Origin of the sequence: Yersinia vastinensis, from assembly GCF_902726565.1 — a bacterium.
In the GTDB taxonomy this organism is placed as follows: Bacteria; Pseudomonadota; Gammaproteobacteria; order Enterobacterales; family Enterobacteriaceae; genus Yersinia; species Yersinia vastinensis.
Genome location: NZ_CACVAF010000005.1, coordinates 1 through 23,647, shown reverse-complemented (window position 1 = coordinate 23,647; position 23,647 = coordinate 1). Strand labels below are relative to the sequence as shown.

Genomic DNA, 23,647 nt, shown 5'->3' with positions numbered 1-23,647 from the left:
ATAGCAATGGAATTAGTATTGAAAGACGCGCAAGGCGCGCTGACTGTTTCCGAAACTACCTTCGGTCGTGATTTCAACGAAGCGCTGGTACATCAGGTTGTTGTTGCTTATGCAGCAGGTGCCCGTCAAGGTACCCGTGCTCAGAAGACCCGCGCTGAAGTGACTGGTTCCGGTAAAAAACCGTGGCGCCAGAAAGGTACCGGCCGTGCGCGTTCAGGTTCTGTAAAGAGCCCGATCTGGCGTTCAGGTGGTGTGACCTTCGCTGCGAAGCCTCAGGACCACAGTCAAAAAGTAAACAAAAAGATGTACCGCGGCGCGCTGAAAAGCATTCTGTCCGAATTGGTACGTCAAGATCGTCTGATCATTGTCGAAAAATTCTCTGTTGAAGCACCTAAAACTAAGTTGCTGGCGCAGAAATTGAAAGATATGGCTCTGGAAGATGTGCTGATCGTAACGGGTGAACTGGACGAGAACTTGTTCTTGGCAGCTCGCAACCTGTACAAGGTTGACGTTCGCGATGTAGCCGGTATCGACCCAGTTAGCCTGATCGCCTTCGACAAAGTGGTTATGACTGCTGATGCTGTGAAGCAAGTTGAGGAGATGCTGGCATGATTCGTGAAGAACGTCTGCTGAAAGTACTGCGCGCGCCGCATGTATCTGAAAAAGCGTCCGCTGCGATGGAAAAGAATAACACCATCGTTCTCAAAGTTGCCAAAGACGCGACCAAAGCAGAAATTAAAGCTGCAGTGCAGAAACTGTTTGAAGTCGAAGTCGAAGACGTTAACACCTTGCTGGTTAAAGGCAAGAGTAAGCGTCACGGTCAGCGTGTTGGTCGTCGTAGCGACTGGAAAAAAGCTTACGTCACCCTGAAAGAAGGCCAGAATCTGGACTTCATCGGCGGCGCAGAGTAAGTCGGAGGAGTAAACAATGGCAATTGTTAAATGTAAACCTACATCTCCGGGTCGTCGCCACGTTGTTAAAGTGGTTAACCCTGAGCTGCACAAGGGTAAGCCTTATGCCCCGTTGCTTGAGAAATTAAGCAAAAGCGGTGGCCGTAACAACAATGGCCGTATCACTACCCGTCATATCGGTGGTGGCCACAAGCAGCATTATCGTCTGGTTGACTTCAAACGCAACAAAGATGGTATCCCTGCAGTGGTAGAGCGTCTGGAGTACGATCCGAACCGTTCCGCAAACATTGCGTTGGTTCTGTACAAAGACGGCGAACGCCGTTATATCCTAGCGCCTAAAGGCCTGAAAGCTGGTGACCAGATTCAATCTGGCGTTGATGCTGCAATTAAAGCAGGTAACACCCTGCCTATGCGTAACATCCCAGTTGGTTCAACGGTTCATAACGTAGAAATGAAACCAGGTAAAGGCGGCCAATTGGCTCGTTCTGCTGGTGCATACGTTCAGATCGTTGCTCGTGACGGTTCCTACGTTACTCTGCGTCTGCGCTCCGGCGAAATGCGCAAGGTTCAAGCTGATTGCCGCGCCACCTTAGGTGAAGTCGGTAACGCTGAACACATGCTGCGTGTCCTGGGTAAAGCAGGTGCCAGTCGTTGGCGTGGTATTCGTCCTACCGTTCGCGGTACGGCGATGAACCCGGTAGATCACCCGCACGGTGGTGGTGAAGGTCGTAACTTTGGTAAGCACCCGGTAACCCCGTGGGGCGTTCAGACCAAAGGTAAGAAGACCCGTAGCAACAAGCGTACTGATAAGTTCATCGTACGTCGCCGTAGTAAAAAATAATTAGAGGATAAGCCATGCCACGTTCTCTCAAGAAAGGTCCCTTCATTGACCTGCACTTGCTGAAGAAGGTAGAGAAAGCGGTGGAAAGCGGAGACAAGAAGCCAATTCGGACTTGGTCCCGTCGTTCAACGGTCTTTCCAAATATGATCGGTTTGACCATCGCTGTCCATAATGGTCGTCAGCACGTTCCAGTATTCGTTTCCGATGAAATGGTCGGTCACAAACTGGGTGAATTCGCGCCGACCCGTACTTATCGCGGCCATGCGGCCGATAAAAAGGCTAAAAAGCGCTAAGGTAGGAGGAAGAGATGGAAACTATCGCTAAACATCGCCACGCTCGTTCTTCTGCTCAGAAGGTTCGCTTGGTAGCGGACCTGATTCGCGGTAAGAAAGTGTCGCAAGCTCTGGAAACTCTGACCTACACCAACAAGAAAGCTGCTGGTTTGGTTAAGAAGGTACTAGAGTCTGCCATTGCTAACGCAGAACACAACGATGGCGCTGACATCGATGATCTGAAAGTCACGAAGATCTTCGTAGACGAAGGCCCTAGCATGAAGCGCATTATGCCGCGTGCAAAAGGTCGTGCAGATCGCATCCTGAAGCGCACCAGCCACATTACTGTGGTTGTGTCCGATCGCTGAGACTCTGGAGACTAGCAATGGGTCAGAAAGTACATCCTAATGGTATTCGACTAGGTATTGTCAAAGCTTGGAACTCTACCTGGTACGCAAATACCAAAGAATTCGCTGACAACCTGGACAGCGACTTTAAAGTTCGCCAATTCCTGACTAAGGAATTAGCGAAAGCTTCCGTTTCTCGCATCGTTATCGAGCGTCCAGCGAAGAGCATCCGTGTGACTATTCACACCGCTCGCCCTGGCATCGTTATCGGCAAGAAAGGTGAAGATGTCGAAAAACTGCGTAAGGTCGTAGCGGATATCGCTGGCGTTCCTGCACAGATTAACATCGCCGAAGTCCGTAAACCGGAACTGGACGCAAAATTGGTTGCTGATAGCATCACTTCACAGCTGGAACGTCGTGTTATGTTCCGTCGTGCTATGAAGCGTGCTGTACAGAACGCAATGCGTCTTGGCGCTAAAGGTATCAAAGTTGAAGTAAGCGGCCGTCTTGGCGGTGCTGAAATCGCGCGTACCGAATGGTACCGTGAAGGTCGTGTTCCGTTGCATACACTGCGTGCGGATATCGATTACAACACATCTGAAGCGCACACCACTTATGGTGTAATCGGCGTTAAGGTATGGATCTTCAAAGGTGAGATCTTGGGTGGTATGGCTGCTGTTGAACAACCGGAACCGGCTGCTCAACCTAAAAAGCAGCAGCGTAAAGGCCGCAAGTAAGGAGAATCGCTGATGTTACAACCAAAGCGTACAAAATTCCGTAAGATGCACAAAGGCCGTAACCGTGGCCTTGCGCAAGGTACGGATGTTAGCTTCGGTGAGTTCGGCCTGAAAGCTTGTGGCCGTTGCCGCCTGACGGCTCGTCAAATCGAAGCAGCCCGTCGTGCGATGACACGTGCAATTAAGCGTCAAGGTAAGGTCTGGATCCGTGTATTCCCGGACAAACCGATCACCGAGAAGCCGCTCGAAGTGCGTATGGGTAAAGGTAAGGGTAACGTAGAGTATTGGGTTGCCCTGATCCAGCCAGGAAAAGTTTTATTTGAAATGGCTGGTGTGCCGGAAGAAACTGCTCGCGAAGCATTTAAGCTCGCAGCAGCGAAACTGCCTGTAGGAACCACCTTTGTAACTAAGACGGTGATGTAATGAAAGCACAAGAGCTGCGTGAAAAAAGCGTTGAAGAGCTGAACACTGAGCTGCTCAACCTGCTGCGTGAGCAATTTAATTTGCGCATGCAGGCGGCTAGTGGCCAGCTGCAACAAACTCACCTGTCGAAACAAGTGCGTCGTAATATCGCACGTGTTAAGACTTTACTGACTGAAAAGGCGGGTGCGTAATGACTGACCAAATCCGTACTCTGCAAGGTCGCGTAGTTAGTGACAAAATGGAGAAATCCATGGTTGTTGCTATCGAACGTGTGGTGAAGCACCCGATTTACGGGAAATTCATCCGTCGTACGACGAAATTGCATGTACATGACGAGAACAATGAATGTGGTATCGGTGACGTGGTAGAAATCCGCGAATGCCGTCCATTGTCAAAGACTAAGTCTTGGACACTTGTTCGCGTTGTAGAGAAAGCGATTCTGTAATAGAGTAGCCAACTCGCACATAATAAACGGCTCAGAAAGTGAGCCGTTTATTTTTTCTACCCATAATCTGGAAGCGGTGTTATAATGCTGCGCCCTCATTCTTGGGGCTTTTAAACGACCTATTCTGGGTCCTAAAGTAGTAGTTGACATTAGCGGAGCACTAACATGATCCAAGAACAGACTATGCTGAACGTGGCCGACAACTCCGGTGCACGTCGCGTAATGTGTATCAAGGTTCTAGGTGGCTCGCACCGTCGCTACGCAGGCATCGGCGACATCATCAAGATCACCATCAAGGAAGCAATTCCTCGTGGCAAGGTGAAGAAAGGCGATGTTCTGAAGGCGGTAGTGGTGCGCACCAAGAAGGGTGTACGTCGCCCGGACGGTTCTGTCATTCGCTTCGATGGCAACGCTTGTGTTATTTTAAATAATAACAGCGAGCAGCCAATCGGCACGCGTATTTTTGGGCCGGTAACTCGTGAACTGCGTAATGAGAAGTTCATGAAAATTATCTCTCTGGCACCAGAAGTACTCTAAGGAGCGAACCATGGCAGCGAAAATCCGTCGTGATGACGAAGTTATCGTGCTAACCGGGAAAGACAAAGGTAAGCGCGGTAAAGTAAAGAATGTCCTGTCTGCTGGTAAGGTCATTGTTGAAGGTATCAACCTGGTTAAAAAACATCAGAAGCCGGTTCCGGCCCTGAACCAACCAGGTGGCATTGTTGAAAAAGAAGCTGCAATTCAAGTTTCCAACATTGCGCTGTTCAACGCGACAACCGGTAAGGCTGACCGTGTAGGCTTTAGATTCGAAGACGGCAAAAAAGTCCGTTTCTTTAAATCTAACAGCGAAACTATCAAGTAATTTGGAGTAATACGATGGCGAAACTGCATGATTACTACAAAGACGAGGTGGTCAAACAACTGATGTCTCAGTTTGACTACAACTCTGTCATGCAAGTCCCTCGGGTCGAGAAGATCACCCTGAACATGGGTGTTGGTGAAGCGATCGCTGACAAGAAACTGCTGGATAATGCAGCAGCTGACTTGGCAGCTATCTCCGGCCAAAAGCCGTTTATCACCAAAGCACGCAAATCTGTTGCAGGCTTCAAAATCCGTCAGGGCTATCCGATCGGCTGTAAAGTGACCCTGCGTGGCGAACGCATGTGGGAATTCTTAGAGCGTCTGATTACCATTGCTGTACCTCGTATCCGTGACTTCCGTGGCTTGTCCGCTAAGTCATTCGATGGTCGTGGTAACTACAGCATGGGTGTGCGCGAGCAGATCATCTTCCCGGAAATCGACTACGATAAAGTCGATCGTGTACGTGGCTTGGATATTACCATTACCACTACTGCGAAATCCGATGATGAAGGCCGTGCATTGTTGGCTGCTTTTAAATTCCCATTCCGCAAGTAAGGTAGGGTTACTGATGGCTAAGCAATCAATGAAAGCACGCGAAGTCGTTCGCGTGAAACTAGCTAACAAATACCGCGCTCAACGCGAGGAATTAAAAGCTATTATCTCTGGTGTGAACTCATCCGACGAAGATCGTTGGAATGCTGTTCTGAAGCTGCAGTCTCTGCCGCGTGATTCCAGCCCGTCCCGTCAGCGTAACCGCTGCAACCAAACTGGTCGTCCGCATGGTTTCCTGCGGAAGTTCGGGTTGAGCCGTATTAAAGTCCGTGAAACCGCAATGCGCGGTGAAATCCCGGGCCTTAAAAAGGCTAGCTGGTAATTGTCACCAATTGAATCACGGGAGTAAAGACAGATGAGCATGCAAGATCCGATCGCGGATATGCTGACCCGTATCCGTAACGGTCAAGCCGCAAACAAAGTTGCGGTCACCATGCCTTCCTCCAAGCTGAAAGTGGCAATTGCCAACGTTCTGAAGGAAGAAGGTTTTATTGAAGATTTTAAAGTCGAAGGCGACACCAAGCCTGTACTGGAATTAGCACTTAAGTATTTCCAGGGCAAGGCAGTGGTAGAAAGCATTCAACGTATCAGCCGTCCAGGTCTGCGCATCTATAAGAAAAAAGATGAGCTGCCAAAAGTTATGGCCGGTTTGGGTATCGCTGTTATTTCTACCTCTAAAGGTGTTATGACCGATCGTGCAGCTCGCCAAGCAGGTCTTGGTGGCGAGATTATCTGCTACGTAGCTTAATTCGGGAGGAAAGAATGTCTCGTGTTGCAAAAGCACCCGTCGTCATTCCTGCCGGCGTAGAGGTAAAACTCAACGGTCAGGTTATTTCGATTAAGGGTAAGAACGGCGAGCTGACTCGTACCGTCCATAGCGCTGTTGAAGTTAAGCAAGAAGAAAATACACTGACTTTCGCTCCACGCGAAGGCGCTGTAGACGGTTGGGCCCAAGCGGGTACCACTCGTGCACTGCTTAATGCAATGGTTGTTGGTGTTACCGAAGGCTTCACTAAGAAGCTTCAATTGGTAGGTGTAGGTTACCGTGCCGCAGTTAAAGGCAACGTGGTGAATTTAGCTTTAGGCTTCTCTCATCCAGTTGACCACGAATTGCCGGCTGGCATCACTGCCGAATGCCCGACCCAAACTGAAATCGTGCTGAAAGGCGCTGATAAGCAGGTGATTGGTCAGGTTGCAGCAGATTTGCGTGCCTACCGTCGTCCTGAGCCTTATAAAGGCAAGGGTGTCCGTTACGCCGACGAAGTCGTGCGTACCAAAGAGGCTAAGAAGAAGTAAGGTAACACTATGGATAAGAAAGCAGCTCGTATCCGTCGTGCGACCCGCGCACGCCGCAAGCTCAAAGAACTGGGTGCGACTCGCCTGGTGGTACATCGTACCCCACGCCATATTTACGCGCAGGTTATTGCACCAAACGGTTCTGAAATTTTGGTCGCCGCTTCTACTGTAGAAAAAGCTATCAATGAGCAATTGAAGTACGCCGGCAACAAAGATGCCGCAGCAGCTGTAGGCAAAACTATTGCTGAGCGCGCATTGGAAAAAGGGATCACGAAAGTATCCTTTGACCGTTCCGGTTTCCAATATCATGGTCGAGTCCAGGCACTGGCAGATGCTGCCCGTGAAGCTGGCCTTCAGTTCTAAGGTAGAGGTGTAAGATGTCTCACATCGAAAAACAAGCTGGCGAACTGCAGGAAAAGCTGATCGCGGTAAACCGCGTATCTAAAACCGTAAAAGGTGGCCGTATTTTCAGCTTTACCGCACTGACAGTAGTTGGTGATGGTAACGGTCGCGTTGGTTTTGGCTACGGCAAAGCACGCGAAGTTCCGGCAGCGATCCAGAAAGCGATGGAAAAAGCCCGTCGCGCTATGATTAATGTTGCTTTGGATAACGGCACTCTGCAGCACCCAGTAAAAGGTGCTCACACAGGTTCCCGTGTATTCATGCAACCAGCTTCTGAAGGTACCGGTATTATCGCCGGTGGTGCAATGCGCGCCGTCTTGGAAGTTGCAGGGGTTCATAACGTATTAGCTAAAGCATATGGTTCTACTAACCCGATCAACGTGGTTCGTGCAACTATCGCTGCTTTAGAAGATATGAAATCCCCAGAAATGGTCGCTGCTAAGCGTGGTAAATCCGTCGAAGAAATTCTAGGGAAATAACCATGGCAAAGACTATTAAAGTAACTCAAACAAAAAGCAGTATCGGTCGTTTGCCAAAGCATAAGGCAACCCTGATCGGTTTAGGTCTGCGTCGTATTGGTCATACTGTAGAGCGTGAGGATACTCCTGCTGTACGTGGTATGGTCAACTTGGTTTCCTACATGGTTAAAGTTGAGGAGTAACAGATGCGTTTAAATACTCTGTCTCCGGCTGAAGGTGCCAAGCATGCGCCGAAGCGTGTAGGTCGTGGTATCGGTTCTGGCCTGGGTAAAACTGCTGGTCGTGGTCACAAAGGTCAGAACTCACGTTCTGGTGGTGGCGTACGTCGTGGTTTTGAAGGTGGTCAGATGCCTTTATATCGTCGTTTGCCGAAATTCGGCTTCACCTCTCGCAAAGCTATGATCACGGCAGAAGTTCGTCTGTCTGAACTGGCTTTAGTGGAAGGCGACGTAATCGACCTGAACACGCTGAAAGCCGCTAACGTTGTTGGTACCCAGATTGAGTTCGCGAAAGTTATGCTTTCAGGCGAAATCACTCGTGCGGTAACTCTTCGTGGTCTGCGTGTCACCAAAGGCGCTCGTGCTGCTATCGAAGCTGCTGGCGGTAAAATTGAGGAATAAGTAGCAGATGGCTAAGCAACCAGGATTAGATTTTCAAAGTGCTAAAGGCGGATTAGGCGAACTGAAGCGCAGACTTTTGTTTGTTATCGGTGCGCTTATTGTTTTCCGTATCGGCTCTTTTATTCCGATTCCTGGTATCGATGCCACTGTGCTTGCTAAATTGCTCGAGCAGCAGAGAGGGACCATCATTGAAATGTTTAACATGTTCTCTGGTGGTGCTCTCAGTCGTGCTTCTATCTTTGCCTTGGGTATCATGCCGTATATTTCGGCGTCGATTATTATCCAACTGTTAACGGTGGTTCATCCAGCGTTGGCAGAAATAAAGAAAGAAGGGGAGGCTGGCCGTCGTAAGATTAGTCAGTACACCCGTTATGGCACGTTGGTATTGGCTATATTCCAATCGATCGGTATTGCTACCGGTCTGCCGAATATGCCTGGGATGCAAGGTCTGGTAATCAATCCAGGCTTTGCTTTCTATTTTACCGCTGTTGTTAGCTTGGTCACCGGGACAATGTTCCTAATGTGGCTGGGCGAACAGATTACTGAGCGTGGTATCGGTAACGGTATCTCAATCATAATCTTCGCTGGTATTGTTGCGGGTCTTCCACCTGCAATAGCTCATACCATCGAGCAAGCTCGGCAAGGCGACCTGCACTTCCTCCTGTTGCTGTTGGTTGCAGTATTAGTGTTTGCAGTAACCTTCTTCGTTGTTTTCATTGAACGTGGTCAGCGTCGTATCGTCGTTAACTATGCTAAACGTCAACAAGGTCGTCGTGTTTATGCAGCACAGAGCACACACTTACCGTTGAAAGTGAATATGGCCGGGGTTATCCCAGCAATCTTTGCTTCCAGCATAATTCTGTTCCCTGCCACGATTGCATCATGGTTTGGGGGTGGGACAGGTTGGAACTGGCTGACGACTATTTCGATGTATTTGCAGCCGGGACAGCCGCTTTATGTGTTACTCTATGCGTCTGCAATCATCTTCTTCTGTTTCTTCTACACGGCGTTAGTATTCAATCCGCGTGAAACAGCAGATAACCTGAAGAAGTCCGGTGCATTCGTGCCAGGAATTCGTCCGGGAGAGCAAACGGCGAAGTACATCGATAAAGTAATGACGCGTCTAACCTTAATTGGTGCGATGTATATTACTTTCATCTGCCTGATCCCGGAGTTCATGCGTGACGCGATGAAAGTACCATTTTACTTTGGTGGTACCTCCCTACTTATCGTAGTGGTGGTCATCATGGACTTTATGGCTCAAGTGCAAACTCTGATGATGTCTAGTCAATACGAGTCTGCATTGAAGAAAGCAAACCTGAAAGGCTATAACCGCTAATTCAGGGATGTTTGAGAAGTTACGGAGAGTAAAAATGAAAGTTCGTGCTTCCGTCAAGAAATTATGTCGTAACTGCAAAATTGTTAAGCGTAACGGTGTCGTTCGCGTAATCTGCAGTGCCGAACCAAAGCATAAACAGCGTCAAGGCTGATTTATCTTGCATATTTTTCTTGCAAAGTTGGGTTGAGCTGGCTAGATTAGCCAGCCAATCTTTTGTATGTGACTGCAATACTATTTGAGTATCCTGAAAACGGGCTTTTCAGAATGGTATTGCTGTATAAAATAGTAGGAGTGCATAGTGGCCCGTATAGCAGGCATTAACATTCCTGATCAGAAACATACCGTTATCGCATTGACTGCGATCTACGGCATCGGTAAAACCCGTTCACAGGCTATCTGTGCTGCGGCGGATATCGCTGAAAATGTTAAGATCAGTGAGCTGTCTGAAGAGCAAATCGAGAAGCTGCGTGACGAAGTTGCCAAGTACGTTGTAGAAGGTGATCTGCGTCGTGAGGTGACCCTGAGCATCAAGCGTCTGATGGACCTTGGGACTTATCGTGGTTTGCGTCATCGTCGTGGTCTACCAGTTCGCGGTCAGCGTACTAAGACCAACGCACGTACCCGTAAGGGTCCGCGTAAACCGATCAAGAAATAATCGGGGTGATTGAATAATGGCAAAGGCACCTATTCGTGCACGCAAGCGTGTAAGAAAGACAGTCTCTGACGGTGTGGCTCATATCCATGCTTCTTTCAACAACACCATCGTTACCATTACAGATCGTCAAGGTAACGCATTGGGTTGGGCAACAGCAGGTGGTTCCGGTTTCCGTGGATCTCGTAAGTCTACTCCGTTTGCAGCGCAAGTTGCAGCAGAGCGCTGCGCTGACGCAGTGAAAGAATACGGTATCAAGAATCTGGAAGTTATGGTTAAAGGACCTGGTCCGGGCCGTGAGTCTACTATCCGTGCGTTAAACGCGGCTGGTTTCCGCATCACTAATATTACTGATGTGACTCCGATCCCTCATAACGGTTGTCGTCCGCCGAAAAAGCGCCGCGTATAACGCTGCTTTTAGGTTTGTTGGAGAGAGAAAATGGCAAGATATTTGGGTCCTAAGCTCAAGCTGAGCCGTCGTGAGGGCACAGACCTGTTCCTTAAGTCTGGCGTTCGCGCGATTGACACCAAGTGTAAGATTGAACAACCACCTGGCCAGCACGGTGCGCGTAAACCGCGTCTGTCTGACTACGGTGTGCAGTTACGTGAGAAACAAAAAGTTCGCCGTATCTATGGTGTTCTAGAACGTCAATTCCGTAACTACTATAAAGAAGCAGCACGTCTGAAAGGCAACACTGGTGCAAACCTGTTGCAATTGCTGGAAGGCCGTCTGGATAACGTAGTTTACCGTATGGGCTTTGGCGCAACTCGTGCTGAATCACGTCAGCTGGTTAGTCATAAAGCTATCATGGTAAATGGTCGCGTTGTTAACATCGCTTCTTATCAGGTATCTCCGAATGACGTAGTCAGCATCCGTGAGAAAGCTAAAAAGCAGTCTCGTGTTAAGGCAGCTTTGGAGCTGGCTGAGCAGCGTGAAAAGCCGACTTGGCTGGAAGTTGATGCTGTTAAGATGGAAGGTGTGTTCAAGCGTATTCCTGAACGTACTGATCTGTCTGCGGACATTAACGAACACCTGATCGTCGAGCTTTACTCCAAGTAAAGCTTAGTACCAAAGAGAGGACACAATGCAGGGTTCTGTGACAGAGTTTCTAAAACCGCGCCTGGTAGATATCGAGCAAGTCAGTTCGACGCACGCCAAGGTGACCCTTGAGCCGTTAGAGCGTGGCTTTGGCCATACTCTCGGCAACGCACTGCGCCGTATTCTGCTTTCATCTATGCCGGGTTGCGCGGTGACCGAGGTTGAGATTGATGGTGTACTGCATGAGTACAGCACCAAAGAAGGCGTACAGGAAGATATCCTGGAGATCCTGCTCAACCTGAAAGGGCTGGCGGTGAGAGTTCAGGGTAAAGATGAAGTTATTCTTACCCTGAATAAGTCTGGCATTGGCCCTGTGACTGCAGCCGATATCACCCATGATGGTGATGTCGAAATCGTCAAGCCGCAGCACGTTATCTGCCACCTGACCGATGAAAACGCATCTATTAGCATGCGTATCAAAGTTCAACGTGGTCGTGGTTATGTGCCGGCTTCTGCCCGAATTCATTCGGAAGAAGATGAGCGCCCGATTGGTCGTCTGTTAGTAGACGCATGCTATAGCCCTGTAGAGCGTATTGCCTACAATGTTGAAGCAGCGCGTGTAGAACAGCGTACCGACCTGGACAAGTTGGTTATCGAGATGGAAACCAATGGTACGATCGATCCTGAAGAGGCGATCCGCCGTGCGGCAACTATCTTGGCTGAACAGCTTGAAGCTTTCGTTGACCTACGTGATGTACGTCAGCCGGAAGTTAAAGAAGAGAAGCCAGAGTTTGATCCGATCCTGCTGCGCCCTGTTGACGATCTGGAATTGACTGTCCGCTCTGCTAACTGCCTCAAGGCAGAAGCTATCCACTACATCGGTGATCTGGTACAGCGTACTGAAGTCGAGCTGTTGAAAACGCCGAACTTGGGTAAAAAATCTCTTACTGAGATTAAAGACGTGCTTGCATCACGTGGTCTTTCTTTAGGCATGCGCCTAGAAAATTGGCCGCCAGCTAGCATTGCTGACAACGAGTAACCGGATCACAGGTTAAGGTTTTACTGAGAAGGATAAGGTCATGCGCCATCGTAAGAGTGGTCGTCAACTGAACCGTAACAGCAGCCATCGCCAGGCTATGTTCCGTAACATGGCCGGCTCTTTGGTTCGTCATGAGATAATCAAGACGACCCTGCCGAAAGCGAAAGAGCTGCGTCGCGTTGTTGAGCCGCTGATTACTCTTGCCAAGACCGACAGCGTAGCTAATCGTCGTCTGGCATTCGCCCGTACTCGTGATAACGAGATCGTGGCAAAACTGTTTAACGAGCTAGGCCCGCGTTTCGCGAGCCGCGCCGGTGGTTACACTCGCATTCTGAAGTGTGGCTTCCGTGCAGGCGACAACGCACCGATGGCTTACATCGAGTTAGTTGATCGTGCTGCATCGCAAGCAGAAGTAGTTGCTGCAGAGTAATCTGTAAACGCGTAAAAAAACCGGGCTTGCCCGGTTTTTTTACGTCCAAAATTCAGTAGGATAAGTTTCTATTCACCCTATCTTCTCTCTGTCCTCTTATTATTTATCTACCAATCTATTAATCTTAACTATCATCCATTTTAAGAATTCTGGTCTTTTGAGTGTGATATGGGATTAATTGATGAATGGGCCGAAAGGCATATTATTAAAGCTCAAGAGAAGGGTGAACTTGATAACTTGCCAGGAAATGGTAAACCACTCTTCCTTGACGATGATACCTTTGTCCCTACTGAATTAAGGGTTGGGTATCGTTTGCTAAAAAACGCGGGCTATCTTCCTCCTGAATTGCAAGATAGACAGGAAGCTCTCACTATTACGGACTTATTATCGCAACTCGATAAGCAGCATGATGATTATGCCAATTTACATAAGCGTCTGGCTTTGTTGGAATTAAGATTGAGGCAAGCAGGGCTTAACACCGACTTTTTGCGTAAAGAGTACCAGCAGAAAGTAGCAAAAAAGTTGTCTAAAGGGAGTGACTAAATGCTAAAGATTGGGCAGCTTGCGAAACTCGCTGATGTTACGCCAGACACTATTCGTTATTACGAAAAGCAAGGGATGATGGATCATGGCAAACGGACGGAGGGGGGGTATCGATTGTATAATGATCAAGATTTACAACGTCTAAGATTCATCCGTTATGCGAAGCAACTCGGATTTACATTAGAAACAATCGCTGAGTTATTGTCGATCCGCGTGGATCCTGAACATCACACATGTCAGGAATCAAAAGCGATTGTAGACTCTCGGCTGCATGATGTGGAGAGTAAGATTACTGAGTTGAAAAGGATGCGTGACTCCTTAAAACGCTTGAGTAGTGCGTGCTGTGGGAGTGAGCATGCCACAACCTATTGCTCTATTTTAGAAGCTCTAGAGCAGGGGGCGGCTGAAGAGTTATCAACAGACTAAATTTTTTAAATAGAGAGTTTCAATCAGTTCATACAAGCAGTATTATTCGCGGGATTTTTAATCAATAAGTTTACGAATGAGGCAATATTATGACGACGTATCGGCATACCAAAGGAAAAATTAAAGATAATGCGCTGGAAGCTCTACTTCATGACCCACTTTTCAGACAACGTATTGAGAAGAATATTAAAGGTAAAGGAAGTTACCAGCGCAAAGAAAAACATGTAAAAGGCGGTAGCTGGGAGGCCAGTGGTAAAAAATCTGATGATTGTTTACCACTGGCCTTCTGGTTTTAGAGCAATAAAAAAGCCATCAATTTGATGGCTTTCAACGTTTGCAATATTGAAATTATTTAGATTGCTGTGCTTTTAGCAAATCACGAATTTCTGCGAGTAATTTTTCTTCTGTTGTAGGCGCTGGCGGTGCTGCAGGCTCTTCTGCTTTTTCACGACGCAATTTGTTCATCAGTTTAACTGCAGAGAAAATAGCCAGTGCCACAATGACGAAGTCAAAAATACTCTGAATAAATGTACCGTAATTCATTACTACCGCAGGTATGGTTCCTTCGGCTGCTCGTAATACGAAATGGAATTGTTTGAAATCGACTCCACCTAGCAATAGGCCCAGTGGCGGCATGATGATATCGGCGACAAGTGAAGAAACTATTCTGCCGAACGCAGCACCAATAATAACCCCGACAGCTAAGTCGACAACATTGCCACGCATGGCAAATTCACGAAATTCCTTCATAAAACTCATAACCCACACTCCATTTAAAAATGAACTACTTAATCTTAGCCAAATAAAACCCGACACAACCAGAATTATAGGAGAATTTTTAATATTCCCTATGGGAATAGTTTTAATTGATAACTCTAGTGAGCTAATTTAATTTTTGTTAGTTATAAGAAGAATGGGCTTGGTTGGAACAAGCGCTCTACATCGGGAACAAATTTCTTGTGGGTTATAAACATCACCACATGGTCGCCTTGTTTAATGATTGAATTACCATTAGCGATAATAACTTCGTCACCACGCACAATTGCGCCGATAGTCGTGCCGGGAGGAAGTTTGATATCTTCTACCATTCTGCCTACAACTTTGGATGTACTTTCATCACCATGAGCGATGGCTTCTATCGCTTCTGCTACACCACGTCTTAATGAGGAAACACTGACAATATCGGCTTTGCGTACATGACCTAGCAGTGCAGAAATCGTGGCTTGCTGTGGCGATATAACAATATCAATCACACTTCCTTGAACCAGATCGACATAAGCGCTGCGCTGTATTAATACCATCGCCTTTTTGGCACCCATGCGCTTCGCCAGCATAGCCGACATGATATTAGCTTCATCGTCATTGGTAATGGCAATAAAGACATCAACCTGTTCAATATGTTCTTCTGCGAGCAACTCTTGGTCTGAGGCATCGCCATAAAATACGATAGTATCATGTAGCATTTCAGCTAATTCAGCGGCTCTTTGCTGGTCGCGTTCAATTAATTTTACGCTGTAATCTTTTTCTAATCGTAAAGCTAAACCTGCGCCGACATTGCCACCGCCAACAATCATGATACGTTTGTAAGGTTTTTCCAGACGCTGTAATTCACTCATTACAGCTCGGATATGTTGTGAAGCTGCAACAAAGAAGACTTCATCACCTGCTTCAATGATTGTTGAACCTTGTGGCCGAATCGGCCTATCTTGACGGAATATCGCGGCTACACGGGTATCAATGTGCGGCATATGCTCGCGCAACGATGATAATGCATTCCCCACTAGTGGCCCGCCATAATAGGCTTTGACCGCGGCAATACTCACTTTTCCCTCGGCAAAGTTGACCACCTGCAAAGCCCCCGGATATTCGATTAGTTTATAGATGTAATCGATAACTAGCTGTTCCGGTGATATTAAATGGTCAATAGGCACGGCTTCCGGTAGGAAGAGTTTATCTGCTTCACGGATATATTCAGCTGAACGGATACGCGCGATACGATTTGGGGTATTAAAGAGTGAGTATGCAATTTGGCAGGCAACCATATTAGTTTCGTCAGAGTTAGTGACGGCCACCAACATATCAGCATCTTCTGCGCCGGCTTCGCGCAAAACACGAGGATGTGAGCCGTGCCCTTGTACCACTCGCAGGTCAAATTTATCTTGCAACTGACGTAACCGGCCAGAATCAACATCGACGACGGTGATATCGTTGTTCTCACCCACCAAGTTTTCTGCCAGGGTTCCGCCAACTTGCCCCGCCCCAAGAATAATTATTTTCATAGCGTTCTCTATTTCACACTGAAATTAGATTTGAGGCAGCCAAGGCCACGACTATCTTTTGATCAACTTTGCATAAAAGAAACCATCACCATCTTCAGGATGTGGCAGGTTTTGTCTACCAGGAGCTGAAGCCGAGCCTGTTTCAACCAACTCAGCTTCGCTATGCCGTTGCAGGAATGCGGCAATTTGTTGCTGATTCTCTTCGGGCAATATAGAGCAGGTAGCATAAACCATTACGCCACCTTTTTTCAGTTTAGGCCAGATAGCTTCAATAATCTCAAATTGCAATTGGGCTAACTCGGCAATGTCACTGTCCCGACGTAGCCATTTAATATCAGGGTGACGGCGAATAACGCCCGTTGCGGAACAAGGTGCATCTAGCAGTATTCGATCAAATTGTTGATCACCACACCATGCATCTGGGGTTCGCCCATCACCGACTCGTACAATGGCATTTAATTTCAGACGCTGTAAGTTTTCTTTGACCCGACTAAGACGCTGTTCATCAATATCAACGGCCAATACATGGGCTTTGGGTGCTGCTTCCAGAATATGCGTTGTTTTCCCCCCAGGAGCTGCACAGAGATCAAGGATCTGCTCACCATTCTGCGGATCAAGCAGATCAACACAACCCTGTGCTGATGCATCTTGCACGGTTACCCAGCCAAGTTCAAAACCGGGTAGGTCATTAACTGCGCAAGGTGTGATAAGGCGGACTGCATCGGGATAAGTTTCATGTGGCAAGGCGTCAATACTGGCTTGTTTTAAGAGGTCTAGATATTCATCGCGCGAATGGTGTAGTCGACTAACTCGCAACCACATTGGTGGTTTCTGGTTATTTGCATCTAGAATCTGCTGCCATTGGTCTGGATAGGCTTGCTTAATGCGTGCTAACAGCCAACTTGGATGTAGGTAACGGCTATCATTATTTGCGGCCCTTTCCAGTAATTCCACTTGTTGGCGTTGGAACTGGCGTAGCACACCGTTGATTAACCCTTTTAATTGTGGGCGCTTCAGTGCAGTTGCACCTTCGACTGTCTCCGCTAGAGCGGCATGCGGGGGAATACGTGTGTATATGAGCTGATAAAGTCCAACCATAATCAGGTAATGAAAAACACGCTGTTTCCCGGTCATCGGGCGCGCCATTAGCTGTTGGATACACCACTCGAGTTGTGGCAGGACGCGCAACGTGCCAAAACACAATTCCTGCAGCAATGCGCGGTCTTTATCAGAAATATTTTTATGTAGCGCAGGTAAGACAGTACTGAGTGATTGCCCCTGATCCAATACCTGGCTAATTGCTTTAGCAGCGATGCTGCGGAGATTATATGTGTTTTTCATAACCAAAAAAGCCGACAAACGTCAGCAAATAAAGGGAAAATGGCCCGATGATGAAGTATCGGGCAATGAAATTTATCAGAGAGAACTGAGCTATTATGCTAGTTGGCTACCCGGAGTAAACCATTCGCGTCGTGAATTTAATAAGTCTGCGGCTGACATGGCTTTTTTCCCGGCGGGTTGCAGTTGGGTGATATTCAAGACGCCCTCTGCAGTGGCAACTTGAATACCATATTTGTCCGCATGGACGATAGTCCCAGGCACCACATTATCAACCGCAGCAAGCACTTGTGCTTGCCAAACTTTGACAGGCTGTTCATCGACAACAAAATAGCTGACTGGCCAAGGATTGAATGCACGAATACAACGTTCTAGCTGAACTGCAGAAAGTGACCAATCTAGTTTGGCTTCCTCTTTACTGAGTTTTTCTGCATAGGTCACTTGTGCTTCATCTTGTACTTCAGGCTGGGCACGGCCTTCTGTTAATTGTTGCAGCGTGACCAACAATCCCTGAGGACCCAGCTGTGCCAATTTATCGTACAGAGTTGCACTGGTATCTTCTGGCTGAATGTCGCACTCAATTTTATGCAACATATCACCGGTATCTAACCCAACATCCATCTGCATGATAGTGATACCGGTTTTGGTATCTCCGGCCCATAATGCCCGTTGGATAGGTGCAGCACCACGCCAGCGCGGTAACAAAGAACCATGAACATTAATGCAGCCGAGTCGAGGCATTGCCAAGACTGACGCTGGGAGAATCAAGCCATAGGCAACCACCACCATGATATCGGCCTTAAGGTCAGCAACTAAATGTTGGTTTTCTTCCGGTCGCAATGATTTTGGCTGAAACACTGGAATATCGTGCTGCTCTGCGAGTACCTTAACCGGGCTGGGGGTGAGTTTATTGCCTCGGCCCGCTGGACGGTCAGGTTGAGTGAAAACACCCACAATTTGATGTTGAGAAGACAACAGCGCGCCTAAATGGCGCGCTGCAAAGTCAGGCGTTCCGGCAAAAATAATCCGCAAAGAATCAGACACGTTAGTTTCCTGCATTAGAAGAAGTTAGTTGGCACGAGCATTCAATTTGGCCATTTTCTCCAGCTTTTGACGGATACGCTGGCGTTTCAATGGAGACAAATAGTCCACAAACAGTTTACCCACCAAGTGATCCATTTCATGCTGGATACAAATTGCTAATAAATCATCGGCTTCTAGTTCGAACGACTTACCTTCTCGGTCCAGCGCTCTGATTTTTACTTTTTCAGCCCGAGGAACTAATGCACGTTGCTCAGGAATCGAGAGACAACCCTCTTCAATGCCGGTTTCGCCGCTTTTTTCCAACAGTTCTGGGTTAATTAACACCAAACGCTGGTCACGATTTTCCGAAACATCAATGACGATAATTTGCAGGTGAACATCCACTTGTGTTGCAGCAAGACCAATACCTTCCTCTGCGTACATGGTGTCAAACATGTCGTCCACGATACGCTGGATTTCGCCATTGACTTCTTTTACCGGCGCAGCAATTTTGCGCAGCCGCTCATCTGGGTAATGTAATACTTGTAATACTGACATAAATATCTAGATCTGCGTCCGAGTAGTGAATGATATTCAATCTCTATTGTAGACATTTCCGGCCCTGATTGACAGCATCGGCTACCAATTGAACAAATCGGTGCTAGTAAAGAAAGTCAGCCAGGGAGGCGATATGTTAGTAGCAGAAATATGGCTCAGGATGAGCAAGATCAAGGGGCTTAGAGTAACAAAAGCTAGCACATTGACCAGGCGCTTACTTGCCCATGGCGATATTCATCCCAGCAGGTTGGCTGCCTATGGGTTGGATTCACAGCAATGTCAGCAATTCTTTCAAGCTGACCCTCATTATATTGAGGCGACACTCCGGTGGCTGGATCATTCCTCTCATCATCTACTGGCTTACGGTGAGCCAGATTATCCTCCTCGCTTAATGCATATTTCTGCGGCGCCATTAGTGATTTTTGCCTCTGGCGAGCTTGATGCCCTTTATCATCCACAAATAGCCATGGTTGGGAGCCGTCACTTTAGCCATTATGGCGAGCAGTGGGGGCGACACTTTGCTTCAGAGCTGGCATTGATGGGGTTAGTTATCACCAGCGGCTTGGCGGTTGGGATCGATGGAATATGTCATCAAGCGGCTCTGGATACGAAAGGAAAAACCATTGCAGTATTGGGGAGTGGTTTGGAGAATATATACCCACGGCGCCATCGTCATTTAGCCTGTGAAATTGAGTCTCAAGGGGGGGTCTTAGTATCCGAGTTTCTGACAACAGCGTTACCTATTGCAGCCCATTTCCCCAGAAGAAACCGCATTATCAGTGGGATAAGCTCGGCTGTATTGGTGGTGGAAGCGACGCTGAAAAGCGGTTCACTGATAACCGCCCGTTATGCAATGGAACAAGGTCGCGATGTTTTTGCTTTACCGGGGCCATTGGGCAGCGCCACCAGTGAAGGTGTTCACTGGTTAATCCAGCAAGGCGCTTACCTTGCAAGGTCTGCTCGTGAGGTCGCTGAACAAGTGAGCGGTTCGTTACAATGGATACCATTACCTGAGAAAGAAATTATTTCTTCATCCGAGGGGCAAGTTGAATTGCCATTTGTCGATGTGTTGGCTAACGTAGGAGATGAGGTGACACCCGTTGATGTCGTCGCCGAACGCGCCGGCCAACCTGTGCCAGATATCGTTAGCAAATTGCTCGAGCTGGAGTTAGCAGGGTGGATCGCAGCTGTACCCGGCGGCTATGTCCGATTAAGGAGGGCAGGCCATGTTCGACGTTCTAATTTACTTATTTGAAACTTATATGCATAACGAGTCGGAAATGCTTGTCGATCAAGACAAAATTACTGACGATCTTGCTGAAGCAGGTTTCTATCGTGAGGATATCAACAACGCCCTGAATTGGTTGGAGGCTCTTGCTGACCTACAAGAAGGGCAGAAAGCACCTTATCTCTATGCTGCTGATCCGCAAGCATTGCGCATCTATACTGCGGAAGAGTCCCAACGTCTGGATGCCACTTGCCGTGGTTTTATCCTATTTCTTGAACAAATTCAGGTGTTGCACCTTGATACGCGTGAGATGGTTATCGATCGTATTATGGCGCTGGACTCCAATGAGATTGATCTGGAGGATCTCAAATGGGTTGTGCTGATGGTGCTGTTTAACATACCGGGTTATGAAAGCGCTTATCAACAGATGGAAGAGCTACTTTTTGAAGTCAATGAAGGTTATTTGCACTAAGTGGTAGTATCACGGGCTAATAACTTTATATAGAAGGCGTTATGACAAAAACAGTTACTGCCAAGGATAATGGGTCGTGTCCGGAATGTGGATCGGCGTTAGTCATTCGCAGCGGCGGTCATGGCCCATTCCTTGGTTGTTCACATTACCCCGATTGCCAGTATATGCGCCCATTAAAAGCGCAATCAGATGGTCATATCGTGAAAGTTCTGGAAGGGCAGCATTGTCCTAAATGCGGCTCAGAGATGGTGTTGCGGCAAGGGCGCTTTGGTATGTTTATTGGCTGTAGCCAATATCCGCAATGTGATCATACTGAAGTGATTGATAAACCCGATGAGACATCCATTGATTGTCCACAATGTGGGCAAGGAAAATTACTACAACGTAAATCCCGGTTTGGAAAGATCTTCCATGCCTGCAATCGTTATCCTGATTGCCAGTTTACGATTAATCAGCAACCCATTGCCGGAGAGTGTGCTTATTGCCACTATCCATTGTTAATGGAAAAGAGAACAGCACAAGGCGTAAAACGTTTTTGCGCCAGCAAGTTATGTGGGAAGGCAGTGGTCAGTGAGTAATAACAGCGTAAGTAGACAAGAGAAGAATGCGGTTTTCTCCGATGTATTGCGGGCATTGCAGCAAGAAGAGGTTATCGCCTATCCGACTGAAGCCGTTTTTGGTTTAGGTTGTGACCCTGATAGTGAAAAAGCAGTGAATGCTCTATTGGCATTAAAACAGCGTCCATGGCAGAAAGGGCTAATCCTTATTGCTGCCAACTATGAGCAGTTGAAACCTTATGTGGATGATTCTGCGCTGAGTGATGAGCAGCGAGCCACTATTTTCTCCTGCTGGCCTGGGCCAGTAACTTGGGTTATTCCCGCTCGCCCGGAAACGCCGAACTGGCTAACAGGCAGTTTTGGTTCGCTGGCAGTCAGAGTGAGCGACCACCCGCTGGTACAGCAACTCTGCATGCAATATGGTAAACCACTGGTTTCAACCAGCGCCAATTTAAGCGGACAAGAGCCTTGCCGCACGATAGAGGAGATCAGAATACAATTTGGTCCCTCATTACCAGTGCTTGTTGGTCAGGTTGGTGGGCGTTTGAATCCATCTGAAATCAGAGATGCTTTAACCGGTAAGCAATTTCGTCAAGGGTAGAAAAGCATGTCTCAGAAGTTCGCAGTGTTTGGTAACCCGATTGGGCACAGTAAATCGCCGAGGATCCATACGCTTTTTGCCGCGCAAACGGGCATTGAGCACCAATACGGAATGGTATTGGCCCCTTATGAAACCTTCGAGCAAACATTAACGTCTTTTTTTGCTGATGGGGCGAAAGGGGCGAATATTACTACCCCGTTTAAAGAACGCGCCTATGCTCAGTGTGATGAGTTAACGGAGCGTGCGTCGCTAGCTGGTGCAGTCAATACTATCAAGCGATTAGAAGACGGGCGTTTGCTAGGTGACAATACCGATGGCATTGGTTTACTCAGTGACCTTCAACAACAGCATTTGATCCAAACCACTGATCGTATCTTATTAGTGGGGGCTGGTGGGGCCGCCCATGGTGTTATCCTCCCTCTGCTCTCATATGGGTGCAAAGTTGTTATCACTAATCGGACTTATGCACGAGCGCAACAAGTTGCAGAGGTATTCCATCATTTGGGCGAGATTGATGCGGTCGAAATGCAGAATCTAAGCGGGCAGCAATTTGATTTAATCATCAACGCCACTGCTTCGGGTATACATGGTGAGGTGCCAAACTTACCTACCGATATCATTAACCCACAAGTCCGCTGTTACGATATGTTCTATCAAGCTGACACTACGCCATTTTTAGTCTGGTGTAAGCAGTGGGGAGTGACTAACTGTACCGATGGTTTAGGAATGCTGGTGGGGCAGGCGGCGCATGCTTTCCAGCTTTGGCATGGTGTGATGCCTGAAATTACACCAGTGCTCAATCAACTTCGTGATGAACTGGGTAGATAGACATTTAATTTAGGTCTGCAGTCAGCAATACAGAGGCAGGGAGAGCAATGGGCTATTCCCTGCAGCAGATATTCCGATCTATTTAGTTCCTGCTAGATAGTCATCTTTCCAACGCACATAGTTATCTGCGGAATAACGCAGACCTTCCACTTCTGCCGGTGTTAAAGGGCGGGCTTGTCTGGCAGGGCTGCCCATATAGAGGTGACCACTGACTAAACGTTTCCCTGGAGAAACCAAGCTACCAGCACCAATCATCACGTCATCTTCTACTACAGCCCCATCTAATATGATGGAGCCCATTCCTACTAATACCCGGTTACCGATAGTGCAGCCGTGCAGCATGACTTTATGCCCTACAGTCACATCTTCTCCAATAATCAGCGGATATCCTTCAGGATTGTATTCAGACTGATGGGTAACGTGTAACACACTGCCATCTTGAATATTTGAGCGGGCACCAATGACGACCTCATGAACATCACCACGAATGGTAACTAATGGCCAGACACTGACATCATCACCCAAAGTCACCTTACCAATGATCACACTGGATCTATCGACCATGACACGCTCACCTAGCTTAGGTAGATGATGAAGATAGGGGCGAATGGCATCGGACATAGTAATAGCCTCTTTATATGAAAGTACTTTACCGGCAATACTAGCCTTTGTTGATGGAATTACAACCAATGGGACAGCGGGATCGCAGCGAAAATGCGGCGGATCGACCAAGATCTGCACGTAAGGAGTGAAAAGTATTCAAACAGTAGAAAAAGGCGAAAAAAGAGTTGTGCAAAAAATTCGACTCCCTATAATGCGCATCCATCGAGACGGCACACAACGAATCAAGTAGTTAAGTGACCGGCAAAGAGAACAGAGAAATTCAACGAAATTAGTAGTTGACTCTGAATGAGGAAAGCGTAATATGCGCACCTCGCGTTACCAACCACGGGTTGCTAACGCACTGCTCTTTAACAATTTATCAGACAATCTGTGTGGGCACTCGCAAGACGATATCGAAGCCTGTTTCGGCAGGCAGAAGAAATATCAAAGTCTTGAAGAGTGACCAAAGCAGTAAACATTTGAACTTCGGTTCGAATGCATATTTG

Annotated in this window: 41 protein-coding genes; 35 read left to right on the top strand and 6 right to left on the bottom strand. The window is 47.7% G+C overall.

What is annotated here, in order from left to right:
* The first annotated feature begins 6 nt into the window (after nt 1-6).
* The 29 genes from rplD to HUZ92_RS08700 all read left to right on the top strand — a co-directional run bounded on the left by rplD (nt 7) and on the right by HUZ92_RS08700 (nt 13,950).
* On the top strand, nt 7-612 hold the full coding sequence (rplD, locus tag HUZ92_RS08840; protein WP_019213299.1) for a 50S ribosomal protein L4: 606 nt from the start codon (nt 7-9) through the stop codon (nt 610-612).
* The gene (gene rplW / locus HUZ92_RS08835; RefSeq protein ID WP_005159841.1) at nt 609-911 is read left to right on the top strand and encodes a 50S ribosomal protein L23; all 303 of its coding nucleotides are present in this window, start codon (nt 609-611) and stop codon (nt 909-911) included. The genes rplD and rplW overlap by 4 nt, the downstream gene beginning before the upstream one ends.
* A 16-nt stretch (nt 912-927) precedes the next feature.
* Entirely contained in the window at nt 928-1,752 is an 825-nt protein-coding gene (gene rplB / locus HUZ92_RS08830) for a 50S ribosomal protein L2 (protein WP_002213425.1), read from the top strand.
* 14 nt (nt 1,753-1,766) lie between these two features.
* Nucleotides 1,767-2,045, top strand: coding sequence for a 30S ribosomal protein S19 (gene rpsS, locus HUZ92_RS08825; protein ID WP_002213430.1), 279 nt, complete (start codon nt 1,767-1,769; stop codon nt 2,043-2,045).
* Nucleotides 2,046-2,059: 14 nt separating this feature from the next.
* On the top strand, nt 2,060-2,392 hold the full coding sequence (gene rplV, locus HUZ92_RS08820) for a 50S ribosomal protein L22 (RefSeq protein ID WP_002223844.1): 333 nt from the start codon (nt 2,060-2,062) through the stop codon (nt 2,390-2,392).
* Between the two features lie 17 nt (nt 2,393-2,409).
* A complete protein-coding gene (rpsC, locus tag HUZ92_RS08815; RefSeq protein WP_002221644.1) occupies nt 2,410-3,108 on the top strand; it encodes a 30S ribosomal protein S3 in 699 nt (232 codons plus the stop codon).
* 12 nt (nt 3,109-3,120) lie between these two features.
* Nucleotides 3,121-3,531, top strand: a complete 411-nt coding sequence (gene rplP / locus HUZ92_RS08810; protein ID WP_002218940.1) for a 50S ribosomal protein L16 — start codon at nt 3,121-3,123, stop codon at nt 3,529-3,531.
* Nucleotides 3,531-3,722 (top strand): 50S ribosomal protein L29, encoded by a 192-nt coding sequence (gene rpmC, locus HUZ92_RS08805; RefSeq protein WP_005159843.1) that lies wholly within the window; start codon nt 3,531-3,533, stop codon nt 3,720-3,722. The genes rplP and rpmC overlap by 1 nt, the downstream gene beginning before the upstream one ends.
* Nucleotides 3,722-3,976 (top strand): 30S ribosomal protein S17, encoded by a 255-nt coding sequence (rpsQ, locus tag HUZ92_RS08800; RefSeq protein WP_002228135.1) that lies wholly within the window; start codon nt 3,722-3,724, stop codon nt 3,974-3,976. Before rpmC ends, rpsQ begins: the two co-directional genes overlap by 1 nt.
* Before the next feature lie 165 nt (nt 3,977-4,141).
* A complete protein-coding gene (gene rplN / locus HUZ92_RS08795; RefSeq protein WP_002213325.1) occupies nt 4,142-4,513 on the top strand; it encodes a 50S ribosomal protein L14 in 372 nt (123 codons plus the stop codon).
* A 10-nt stretch (nt 4,514-4,523) separates the two neighbouring features.
* Nucleotides 4,524-4,838 carry a 50S ribosomal protein L24 gene (gene rplX / locus HUZ92_RS08790; protein ID WP_004709242.1) on the top strand — a complete coding sequence of 105 codons (315 nt, stop codon included), beginning with the start codon at nt 4,524-4,526 and terminating at the stop codon, nt 4,836-4,838.
* A gap of 14 nt (nt 4,839-4,852) precedes the next feature.
* Nucleotides 4,853-5,392: a 50S ribosomal protein L5 gene (gene rplE, locus HUZ92_RS08785; RefSeq protein WP_005159856.1), complete on the top strand. Its 540-nt coding sequence runs from the start codon at nt 4,853-4,855 to the stop codon at nt 5,390-5,392.
* 13 nt (nt 5,393-5,405) lie between these two features.
* Complete coding sequence (gene rpsN / locus HUZ92_RS08780) at nt 5,406-5,711, top strand: 30S ribosomal protein S14 (protein WP_004391418.1); 306 nt, start codon at nt 5,406-5,408, stop codon at nt 5,709-5,711.
* Between the two features lie 33 nt (nt 5,712-5,744).
* Nucleotides 5,745-6,137 (top strand): 30S ribosomal protein S8, encoded by a 393-nt coding sequence (gene rpsH / locus HUZ92_RS08775; RefSeq protein ID WP_004709239.1) that lies wholly within the window; start codon nt 5,745-5,747, stop codon nt 6,135-6,137.
* Between the two features lie 14 nt (nt 6,138-6,151).
* Nucleotides 6,152-6,685: a 50S ribosomal protein L6 gene (gene rplF / locus HUZ92_RS08770; RefSeq protein ID WP_004391415.1), complete on the top strand. Its 534-nt coding sequence runs from the start codon at nt 6,152-6,154 to the stop codon at nt 6,683-6,685.
* A gap of 9 nt (nt 6,686-6,694) precedes the next feature.
* Complete coding sequence (rplR, locus tag HUZ92_RS08765) at nt 6,695-7,048, top strand: 50S ribosomal protein L18 (RefSeq protein WP_002213336.1); 354 nt, start codon at nt 6,695-6,697, stop codon at nt 7,046-7,048.
* 14 nt (nt 7,049-7,062) lie between these two features.
* The gene (rpsE, locus tag HUZ92_RS08760) at nt 7,063-7,566 is read left to right on the top strand and encodes a 30S ribosomal protein S5 (RefSeq protein ID WP_004391412.1); all 504 of its coding nucleotides are present in this window, start codon (nt 7,063-7,065) and stop codon (nt 7,564-7,566) included.
* 2 nt (nt 7,567-7,568) lie between these two features.
* Entirely contained in the window at nt 7,569-7,748 is a 180-nt protein-coding gene (gene rpmD / locus HUZ92_RS08755) for a 50S ribosomal protein L30 (RefSeq protein WP_002213339.1), read from the top strand.
* Nucleotides 7,749-7,751: 3 nt separating this feature from the next.
* Complete coding sequence (gene rplO, locus HUZ92_RS08750) at nt 7,752-8,186, top strand: 50S ribosomal protein L15 (protein ID WP_004391411.1); 435 nt, start codon at nt 7,752-7,754, stop codon at nt 8,184-8,186.
* Nucleotides 8,187-8,193: 7 nt separating this feature from the next.
* Nucleotides 8,194-9,525, top strand: coding sequence for a preprotein translocase subunit SecY (secY, locus tag HUZ92_RS08745; RefSeq protein ID WP_002213344.1), 1,332 nt, complete (start codon nt 8,194-8,196; stop codon nt 9,523-9,525).
* A 34-nt stretch (nt 9,526-9,559) separates the two neighbouring features.
* Nucleotides 9,560-9,676 (top strand): 50S ribosomal protein L36, encoded by a 117-nt coding sequence (gene rpmJ, locus HUZ92_RS08740; RefSeq protein WP_002227352.1) that lies wholly within the window; start codon nt 9,560-9,562, stop codon nt 9,674-9,676.
* 147 nt (nt 9,677-9,823) lie between these two features.
* On the top strand, nt 9,824-10,180 hold the full coding sequence (rpsM, locus tag HUZ92_RS08735) for a 30S ribosomal protein S13 (protein ID WP_050099599.1): 357 nt from the start codon (nt 9,824-9,826) through the stop codon (nt 10,178-10,180).
* A 16-nt stretch (nt 10,181-10,196) separates the two neighbouring features.
* Nucleotides 10,197-10,586: a 30S ribosomal protein S11 gene (gene rpsK / locus HUZ92_RS08730; protein WP_004709234.1), complete on the top strand. Its 390-nt coding sequence runs from the start codon at nt 10,197-10,199 to the stop codon at nt 10,584-10,586.
* Between the two features lie 30 nt (nt 10,587-10,616).
* The gene (gene rpsD, locus HUZ92_RS08725; protein ID WP_002218949.1) at nt 10,617-11,237 is read left to right on the top strand and encodes a 30S ribosomal protein S4; all 621 of its coding nucleotides are present in this window, start codon (nt 10,617-10,619) and stop codon (nt 11,235-11,237) included.
* Nucleotides 11,238-11,262: 25 nt separating this feature from the next.
* Nucleotides 11,263-12,255, top strand: a complete 993-nt coding sequence (locus tag HUZ92_RS08720; RefSeq protein ID WP_004709232.1) for a DNA-directed RNA polymerase subunit alpha — start codon at nt 11,263-11,265, stop codon at nt 12,253-12,255.
* A gap of 40 nt (nt 12,256-12,295) precedes the next feature.
* Nucleotides 12,296-12,685 carry a 50S ribosomal protein L17 gene (rplQ, locus tag HUZ92_RS08715; RefSeq protein WP_004391407.1) on the top strand — a complete coding sequence of 130 codons (390 nt, stop codon included), beginning with the start codon at nt 12,296-12,298 and terminating at the stop codon, nt 12,683-12,685.
* Between the two features lie 168 nt (nt 12,686-12,853).
* Nucleotides 12,854-13,228: a DnaJ family domain-containing protein gene (locus HUZ92_RS08710; protein ID WP_050139991.1), complete on the top strand. Its 375-nt coding sequence runs from the start codon at nt 12,854-12,856 to the stop codon at nt 13,226-13,228.
* Nucleotides 13,229-13,654, top strand: a complete 426-nt coding sequence (gene zntR / locus HUZ92_RS08705; RefSeq protein WP_050099601.1) for a Zn(2+)-responsive transcriptional regulator — start codon at nt 13,229-13,231, stop codon at nt 13,652-13,654.
* An 89-nt stretch (nt 13,655-13,743) separates the two neighbouring features.
* Nucleotides 13,744-13,950 carry an alternative ribosome-rescue factor A gene (locus HUZ92_RS08700; RefSeq protein ID WP_050099602.1) on the top strand — a complete coding sequence of 69 codons (207 nt, stop codon included), beginning with the start codon at nt 13,744-13,746 and terminating at the stop codon, nt 13,948-13,950.
* Between the two features lie 52 nt (nt 13,951-14,002).
* Here the strand turns inward: HUZ92_RS08700 and mscL are convergent, their stop codons facing one another.
* The 5 genes from mscL to def all read right to left on the bottom strand — a co-directional run bounded on the left by mscL (nt 14,003) and on the right by def (nt 18,852).
* Nucleotides 14,003-14,413 (bottom strand): large-conductance mechanosensitive channel protein MscL, encoded by a 411-nt coding sequence (mscL, locus tag HUZ92_RS08695; protein WP_019213306.1) that lies wholly within the window; start codon nt 14,411-14,413, stop codon nt 14,003-14,005.
* Between the two features lie 143 nt (nt 14,414-14,556).
* Nucleotides 14,557-15,933, bottom strand: a complete 1,377-nt coding sequence (gene trkA / locus HUZ92_RS08690) for a Trk system potassium transporter TrkA (protein ID WP_050099603.1) — start codon at nt 15,931-15,933, stop codon at nt 14,557-14,559.
* Between the two features lie 51 nt (nt 15,934-15,984).
* On the bottom strand, nt 15,985-17,274 hold the full coding sequence (rsmB, locus tag HUZ92_RS08685; protein ID WP_050099604.1) for a 16S rRNA (cytosine(967)-C(5))-methyltransferase RsmB: 1,290 nt from the start codon (nt 17,272-17,274) through the stop codon (nt 15,985-15,987).
* 93 nt (nt 17,275-17,367) lie between these two features.
* Complete coding sequence (gene fmt / locus HUZ92_RS08680; protein ID WP_050099605.1) at nt 17,368-18,315, bottom strand: methionyl-tRNA formyltransferase; 948 nt, start codon at nt 18,313-18,315, stop codon at nt 17,368-17,370.
* Nucleotides 18,316-18,339: 24 nt separating this feature from the next.
* Entirely contained in the window at nt 18,340-18,852 is a 513-nt protein-coding gene (gene def, locus HUZ92_RS08675) for a peptide deformylase (RefSeq protein WP_050099606.1), read from the bottom strand.
* Nucleotides 18,853-18,985: 133 nt separating this feature from the next.
* Between def and dprA the strand changes: the two genes are divergently transcribed.
* Genes dprA through aroE form a run of 5 tightly spaced genes read left to right on the top strand, consistent with a single transcriptional unit; the run spans nt 18,986 to nt 22,538 of the window.
* Nucleotides 18,986-20,107: a DNA-protecting protein DprA gene (gene dprA / locus HUZ92_RS08670; RefSeq protein ID WP_145579486.1), complete on the top strand. Its 1,122-nt coding sequence runs from the start codon at nt 18,986-18,988 to the stop codon at nt 20,105-20,107.
* On the top strand, nt 20,079-20,552 hold the full coding sequence (locus tag HUZ92_RS08665) for a DUF494 family protein (RefSeq protein WP_050099608.1): 474 nt from the start codon (nt 20,079-20,081) through the stop codon (nt 20,550-20,552). The genes dprA and HUZ92_RS08665 overlap by 29 nt, the downstream gene beginning before the upstream one ends.
* A gap of 41 nt (nt 20,553-20,593) precedes the next feature.
* Nucleotides 20,594-21,130: a DNA topoisomerase family protein gene (locus HUZ92_RS08660; RefSeq protein WP_050099609.1), complete on the top strand. Its 537-nt coding sequence runs from the start codon at nt 20,594-20,596 to the stop codon at nt 21,128-21,130.
* The gene (gene tsaC, locus HUZ92_RS08655; RefSeq protein WP_050099610.1) at nt 21,123-21,710 is read left to right on the top strand and encodes an L-threonylcarbamoyladenylate synthase type 1 TsaC; all 588 of its coding nucleotides are present in this window, start codon (nt 21,123-21,125) and stop codon (nt 21,708-21,710) included. Before HUZ92_RS08660 ends, tsaC begins: the two co-directional genes overlap by 8 nt.
* Before the next feature lie 6 nt (nt 21,711-21,716).
* Nucleotides 21,717-22,538, top strand: coding sequence for a shikimate dehydrogenase (gene aroE, locus HUZ92_RS08650; protein ID WP_050099611.1), 822 nt, complete (start codon nt 21,717-21,719; stop codon nt 22,536-22,538).
* Nucleotides 22,539-22,616: 78 nt separating this feature from the next.
* Here the strand turns inward: aroE and HUZ92_RS08645 are convergent, their stop codons facing one another.
* Nucleotides 22,617-23,159, bottom strand: a complete 543-nt coding sequence (locus HUZ92_RS08645; RefSeq protein WP_050099612.1) for a gamma carbonic anhydrase family protein — start codon at nt 23,157-23,159, stop codon at nt 22,617-22,619.
* A gap of 304 nt (nt 23,160-23,463) precedes the next feature.
* Between HUZ92_RS08645 and HUZ92_RS08640 the strand changes: the two genes are divergently transcribed.
* Nucleotides 23,464-23,604, top strand: coding sequence for a hypothetical protein (locus tag HUZ92_RS08640; protein ID WP_162928760.1), 141 nt, complete (start codon nt 23,464-23,466; stop codon nt 23,602-23,604).
* Nucleotides 23,605-23,647 lie beyond the last annotated feature (43 nt).

Excerpts from the sequence above, each read along its gene's own strand:
- rplD (WP_019213299.1), top strand. The coding sequence starts at position 7 with ATGGAATTAGTATTGAAAGACGCGCAAGGCGCGCTGACTGTTTCCGAA.
- rplW (WP_005159841.1), top strand. The coding sequence starts at position 609 with ATGATTCGTGAAGAACGTCTGCTGAAAGTACTGCGCGCGCCGCATGTA.
- rplB (WP_002213425.1), top strand. The coding sequence starts at position 928 with ATGGCAATTGTTAAATGTAAACCTACATCTCCGGGTCGTCGCCACGTT.
- rpsS (WP_002213430.1), top strand. The coding sequence starts at position 1,767 with ATGCCACGTTCTCTCAAGAAAGGTCCCTTCATTGACCTGCACTTGCTG.
- rplV (WP_002223844.1), top strand. The coding sequence starts at position 2,060 with ATGGAAACTATCGCTAAACATCGCCACGCTCGTTCTTCTGCTCAGAAG.
- rpsC (WP_002221644.1), top strand. The coding sequence starts at position 2,410 with ATGGGTCAGAAAGTACATCCTAATGGTATTCGACTAGGTATTGTCAAA.
- rplP (WP_002218940.1), top strand. The coding sequence starts at position 3,121 with ATGTTACAACCAAAGCGTACAAAATTCCGTAAGATGCACAAAGGCCGT.
- rpmC (WP_005159843.1), top strand. The coding sequence starts at position 3,531 with ATGAAAGCACAAGAGCTGCGTGAAAAAAGCGTTGAAGAGCTGAACACT.
- rpsQ (WP_002228135.1), top strand. The coding sequence starts at position 3,722 with ATGACTGACCAAATCCGTACTCTGCAAGGTCGCGTAGTTAGTGACAAA.
- rplN (WP_002213325.1), top strand. The coding sequence starts at position 4,142 with ATGATCCAAGAACAGACTATGCTGAACGTGGCCGACAACTCCGGTGCA.
- rplX (WP_004709242.1), top strand. The coding sequence starts at position 4,524 with ATGGCAGCGAAAATCCGTCGTGATGACGAAGTTATCGTGCTAACCGGG.
- rplE (WP_005159856.1), top strand. The coding sequence starts at position 4,853 with ATGGCGAAACTGCATGATTACTACAAAGACGAGGTGGTCAAACAACTG.
- rpsN (WP_004391418.1), top strand. The coding sequence starts at position 5,406 with ATGGCTAAGCAATCAATGAAAGCACGCGAAGTCGTTCGCGTGAAACTA.
- rpsH (WP_004709239.1), top strand. The coding sequence starts at position 5,745 with ATGAGCATGCAAGATCCGATCGCGGATATGCTGACCCGTATCCGTAAC.
- rplF (WP_004391415.1), top strand. The coding sequence starts at position 6,152 with ATGTCTCGTGTTGCAAAAGCACCCGTCGTCATTCCTGCCGGCGTAGAG.
- rplR (WP_002213336.1), top strand. The coding sequence starts at position 6,695 with ATGGATAAGAAAGCAGCTCGTATCCGTCGTGCGACCCGCGCACGCCGC.
- rpsE (WP_004391412.1), top strand. The coding sequence starts at position 7,063 with ATGTCTCACATCGAAAAACAAGCTGGCGAACTGCAGGAAAAGCTGATC.
- rpmD (WP_002213339.1), top strand. The coding sequence starts at position 7,569 with ATGGCAAAGACTATTAAAGTAACTCAAACAAAAAGCAGTATCGGTCGT.
- rplO (WP_004391411.1), top strand. The coding sequence starts at position 7,752 with ATGCGTTTAAATACTCTGTCTCCGGCTGAAGGTGCCAAGCATGCGCCG.
- secY (WP_002213344.1), top strand. The coding sequence starts at position 8,194 with ATGGCTAAGCAACCAGGATTAGATTTTCAAAGTGCTAAAGGCGGATTA.
- rpmJ (WP_002227352.1), top strand. The coding sequence starts at position 9,560 with ATGAAAGTTCGTGCTTCCGTCAAGAAATTATGTCGTAACTGCAAAATT.
- rpsK (WP_004709234.1), top strand. The coding sequence starts at position 10,197 with ATGGCAAAGGCACCTATTCGTGCACGCAAGCGTGTAAGAAAGACAGTC.
- rpsD (WP_002218949.1), top strand. The coding sequence starts at position 10,617 with ATGGCAAGATATTTGGGTCCTAAGCTCAAGCTGAGCCGTCGTGAGGGC.
- HUZ92_RS08720 (WP_004709232.1), top strand. The coding sequence starts at position 11,263 with ATGCAGGGTTCTGTGACAGAGTTTCTAAAACCGCGCCTGGTAGATATC.
- rplQ (WP_004391407.1), top strand. The coding sequence starts at position 12,296 with ATGCGCCATCGTAAGAGTGGTCGTCAACTGAACCGTAACAGCAGCCAT.
- HUZ92_RS08710 (WP_050139991.1), top strand. The coding sequence starts at position 12,854 with ATGGGATTAATTGATGAATGGGCCGAAAGGCATATTATTAAAGCTCAA.
- zntR (WP_050099601.1), top strand. The coding sequence starts at position 13,229 with ATGCTAAAGATTGGGCAGCTTGCGAAACTCGCTGATGTTACGCCAGAC.
- HUZ92_RS08700 (WP_050099602.1), top strand. The coding sequence starts at position 13,744 with ATGACGACGTATCGGCATACCAAAGGAAAAATTAAAGATAATGCGCTG.
- mscL (WP_019213306.1), bottom strand. The coding sequence starts at position 14,413 with ATGAGTTTTATGAAGGAATTTCGTGAATTTGCCATGCGTGGCAATGTT.
- trkA (WP_050099603.1), bottom strand. The coding sequence starts at position 15,933 with ATGAAAATAATTATTCTTGGGGCGGGGCAAGTTGGCGGAACCCTGGCA.
- rsmB (WP_050099604.1), bottom strand. The coding sequence starts at position 17,274 with ATGAAAAACACATATAATCTCCGCAGCATCGCTGCTAAAGCAATTAGC.
- def (WP_050099606.1), bottom strand. The coding sequence starts at position 18,852 with ATGTCAGTATTACAAGTATTACATTACCCAGATGAGCGGCTGCGCAAA.
- dprA (WP_145579486.1), top strand. The coding sequence starts at position 18,986 with ATGTTAGTAGCAGAAATATGGCTCAGGATGAGCAAGATCAAGGGGCTT.
- HUZ92_RS08665 (WP_050099608.1), top strand. The coding sequence starts at position 20,079 with ATGTTCGACGTTCTAATTTACTTATTTGAAACTTATATGCATAACGAG.
- HUZ92_RS08660 (WP_050099609.1), top strand. The coding sequence starts at position 20,594 with ATGACAAAAACAGTTACTGCCAAGGATAATGGGTCGTGTCCGGAATGT.
- aroE (WP_050099611.1), top strand. The coding sequence starts at position 21,717 with ATGTCTCAGAAGTTCGCAGTGTTTGGTAACCCGATTGGGCACAGTAAA.
- HUZ92_RS08645 (WP_050099612.1), bottom strand. The coding sequence starts at position 23,159 with ATGTCCGATGCCATTCGCCCCTATCTTCATCATCTACCTAAGCTAGGT.
- HUZ92_RS08640 (WP_162928760.1), top strand. The coding sequence starts at position 23,464 with ATGCGCACCTCGCGTTACCAACCACGGGTTGCTAACGCACTGCTCTTT.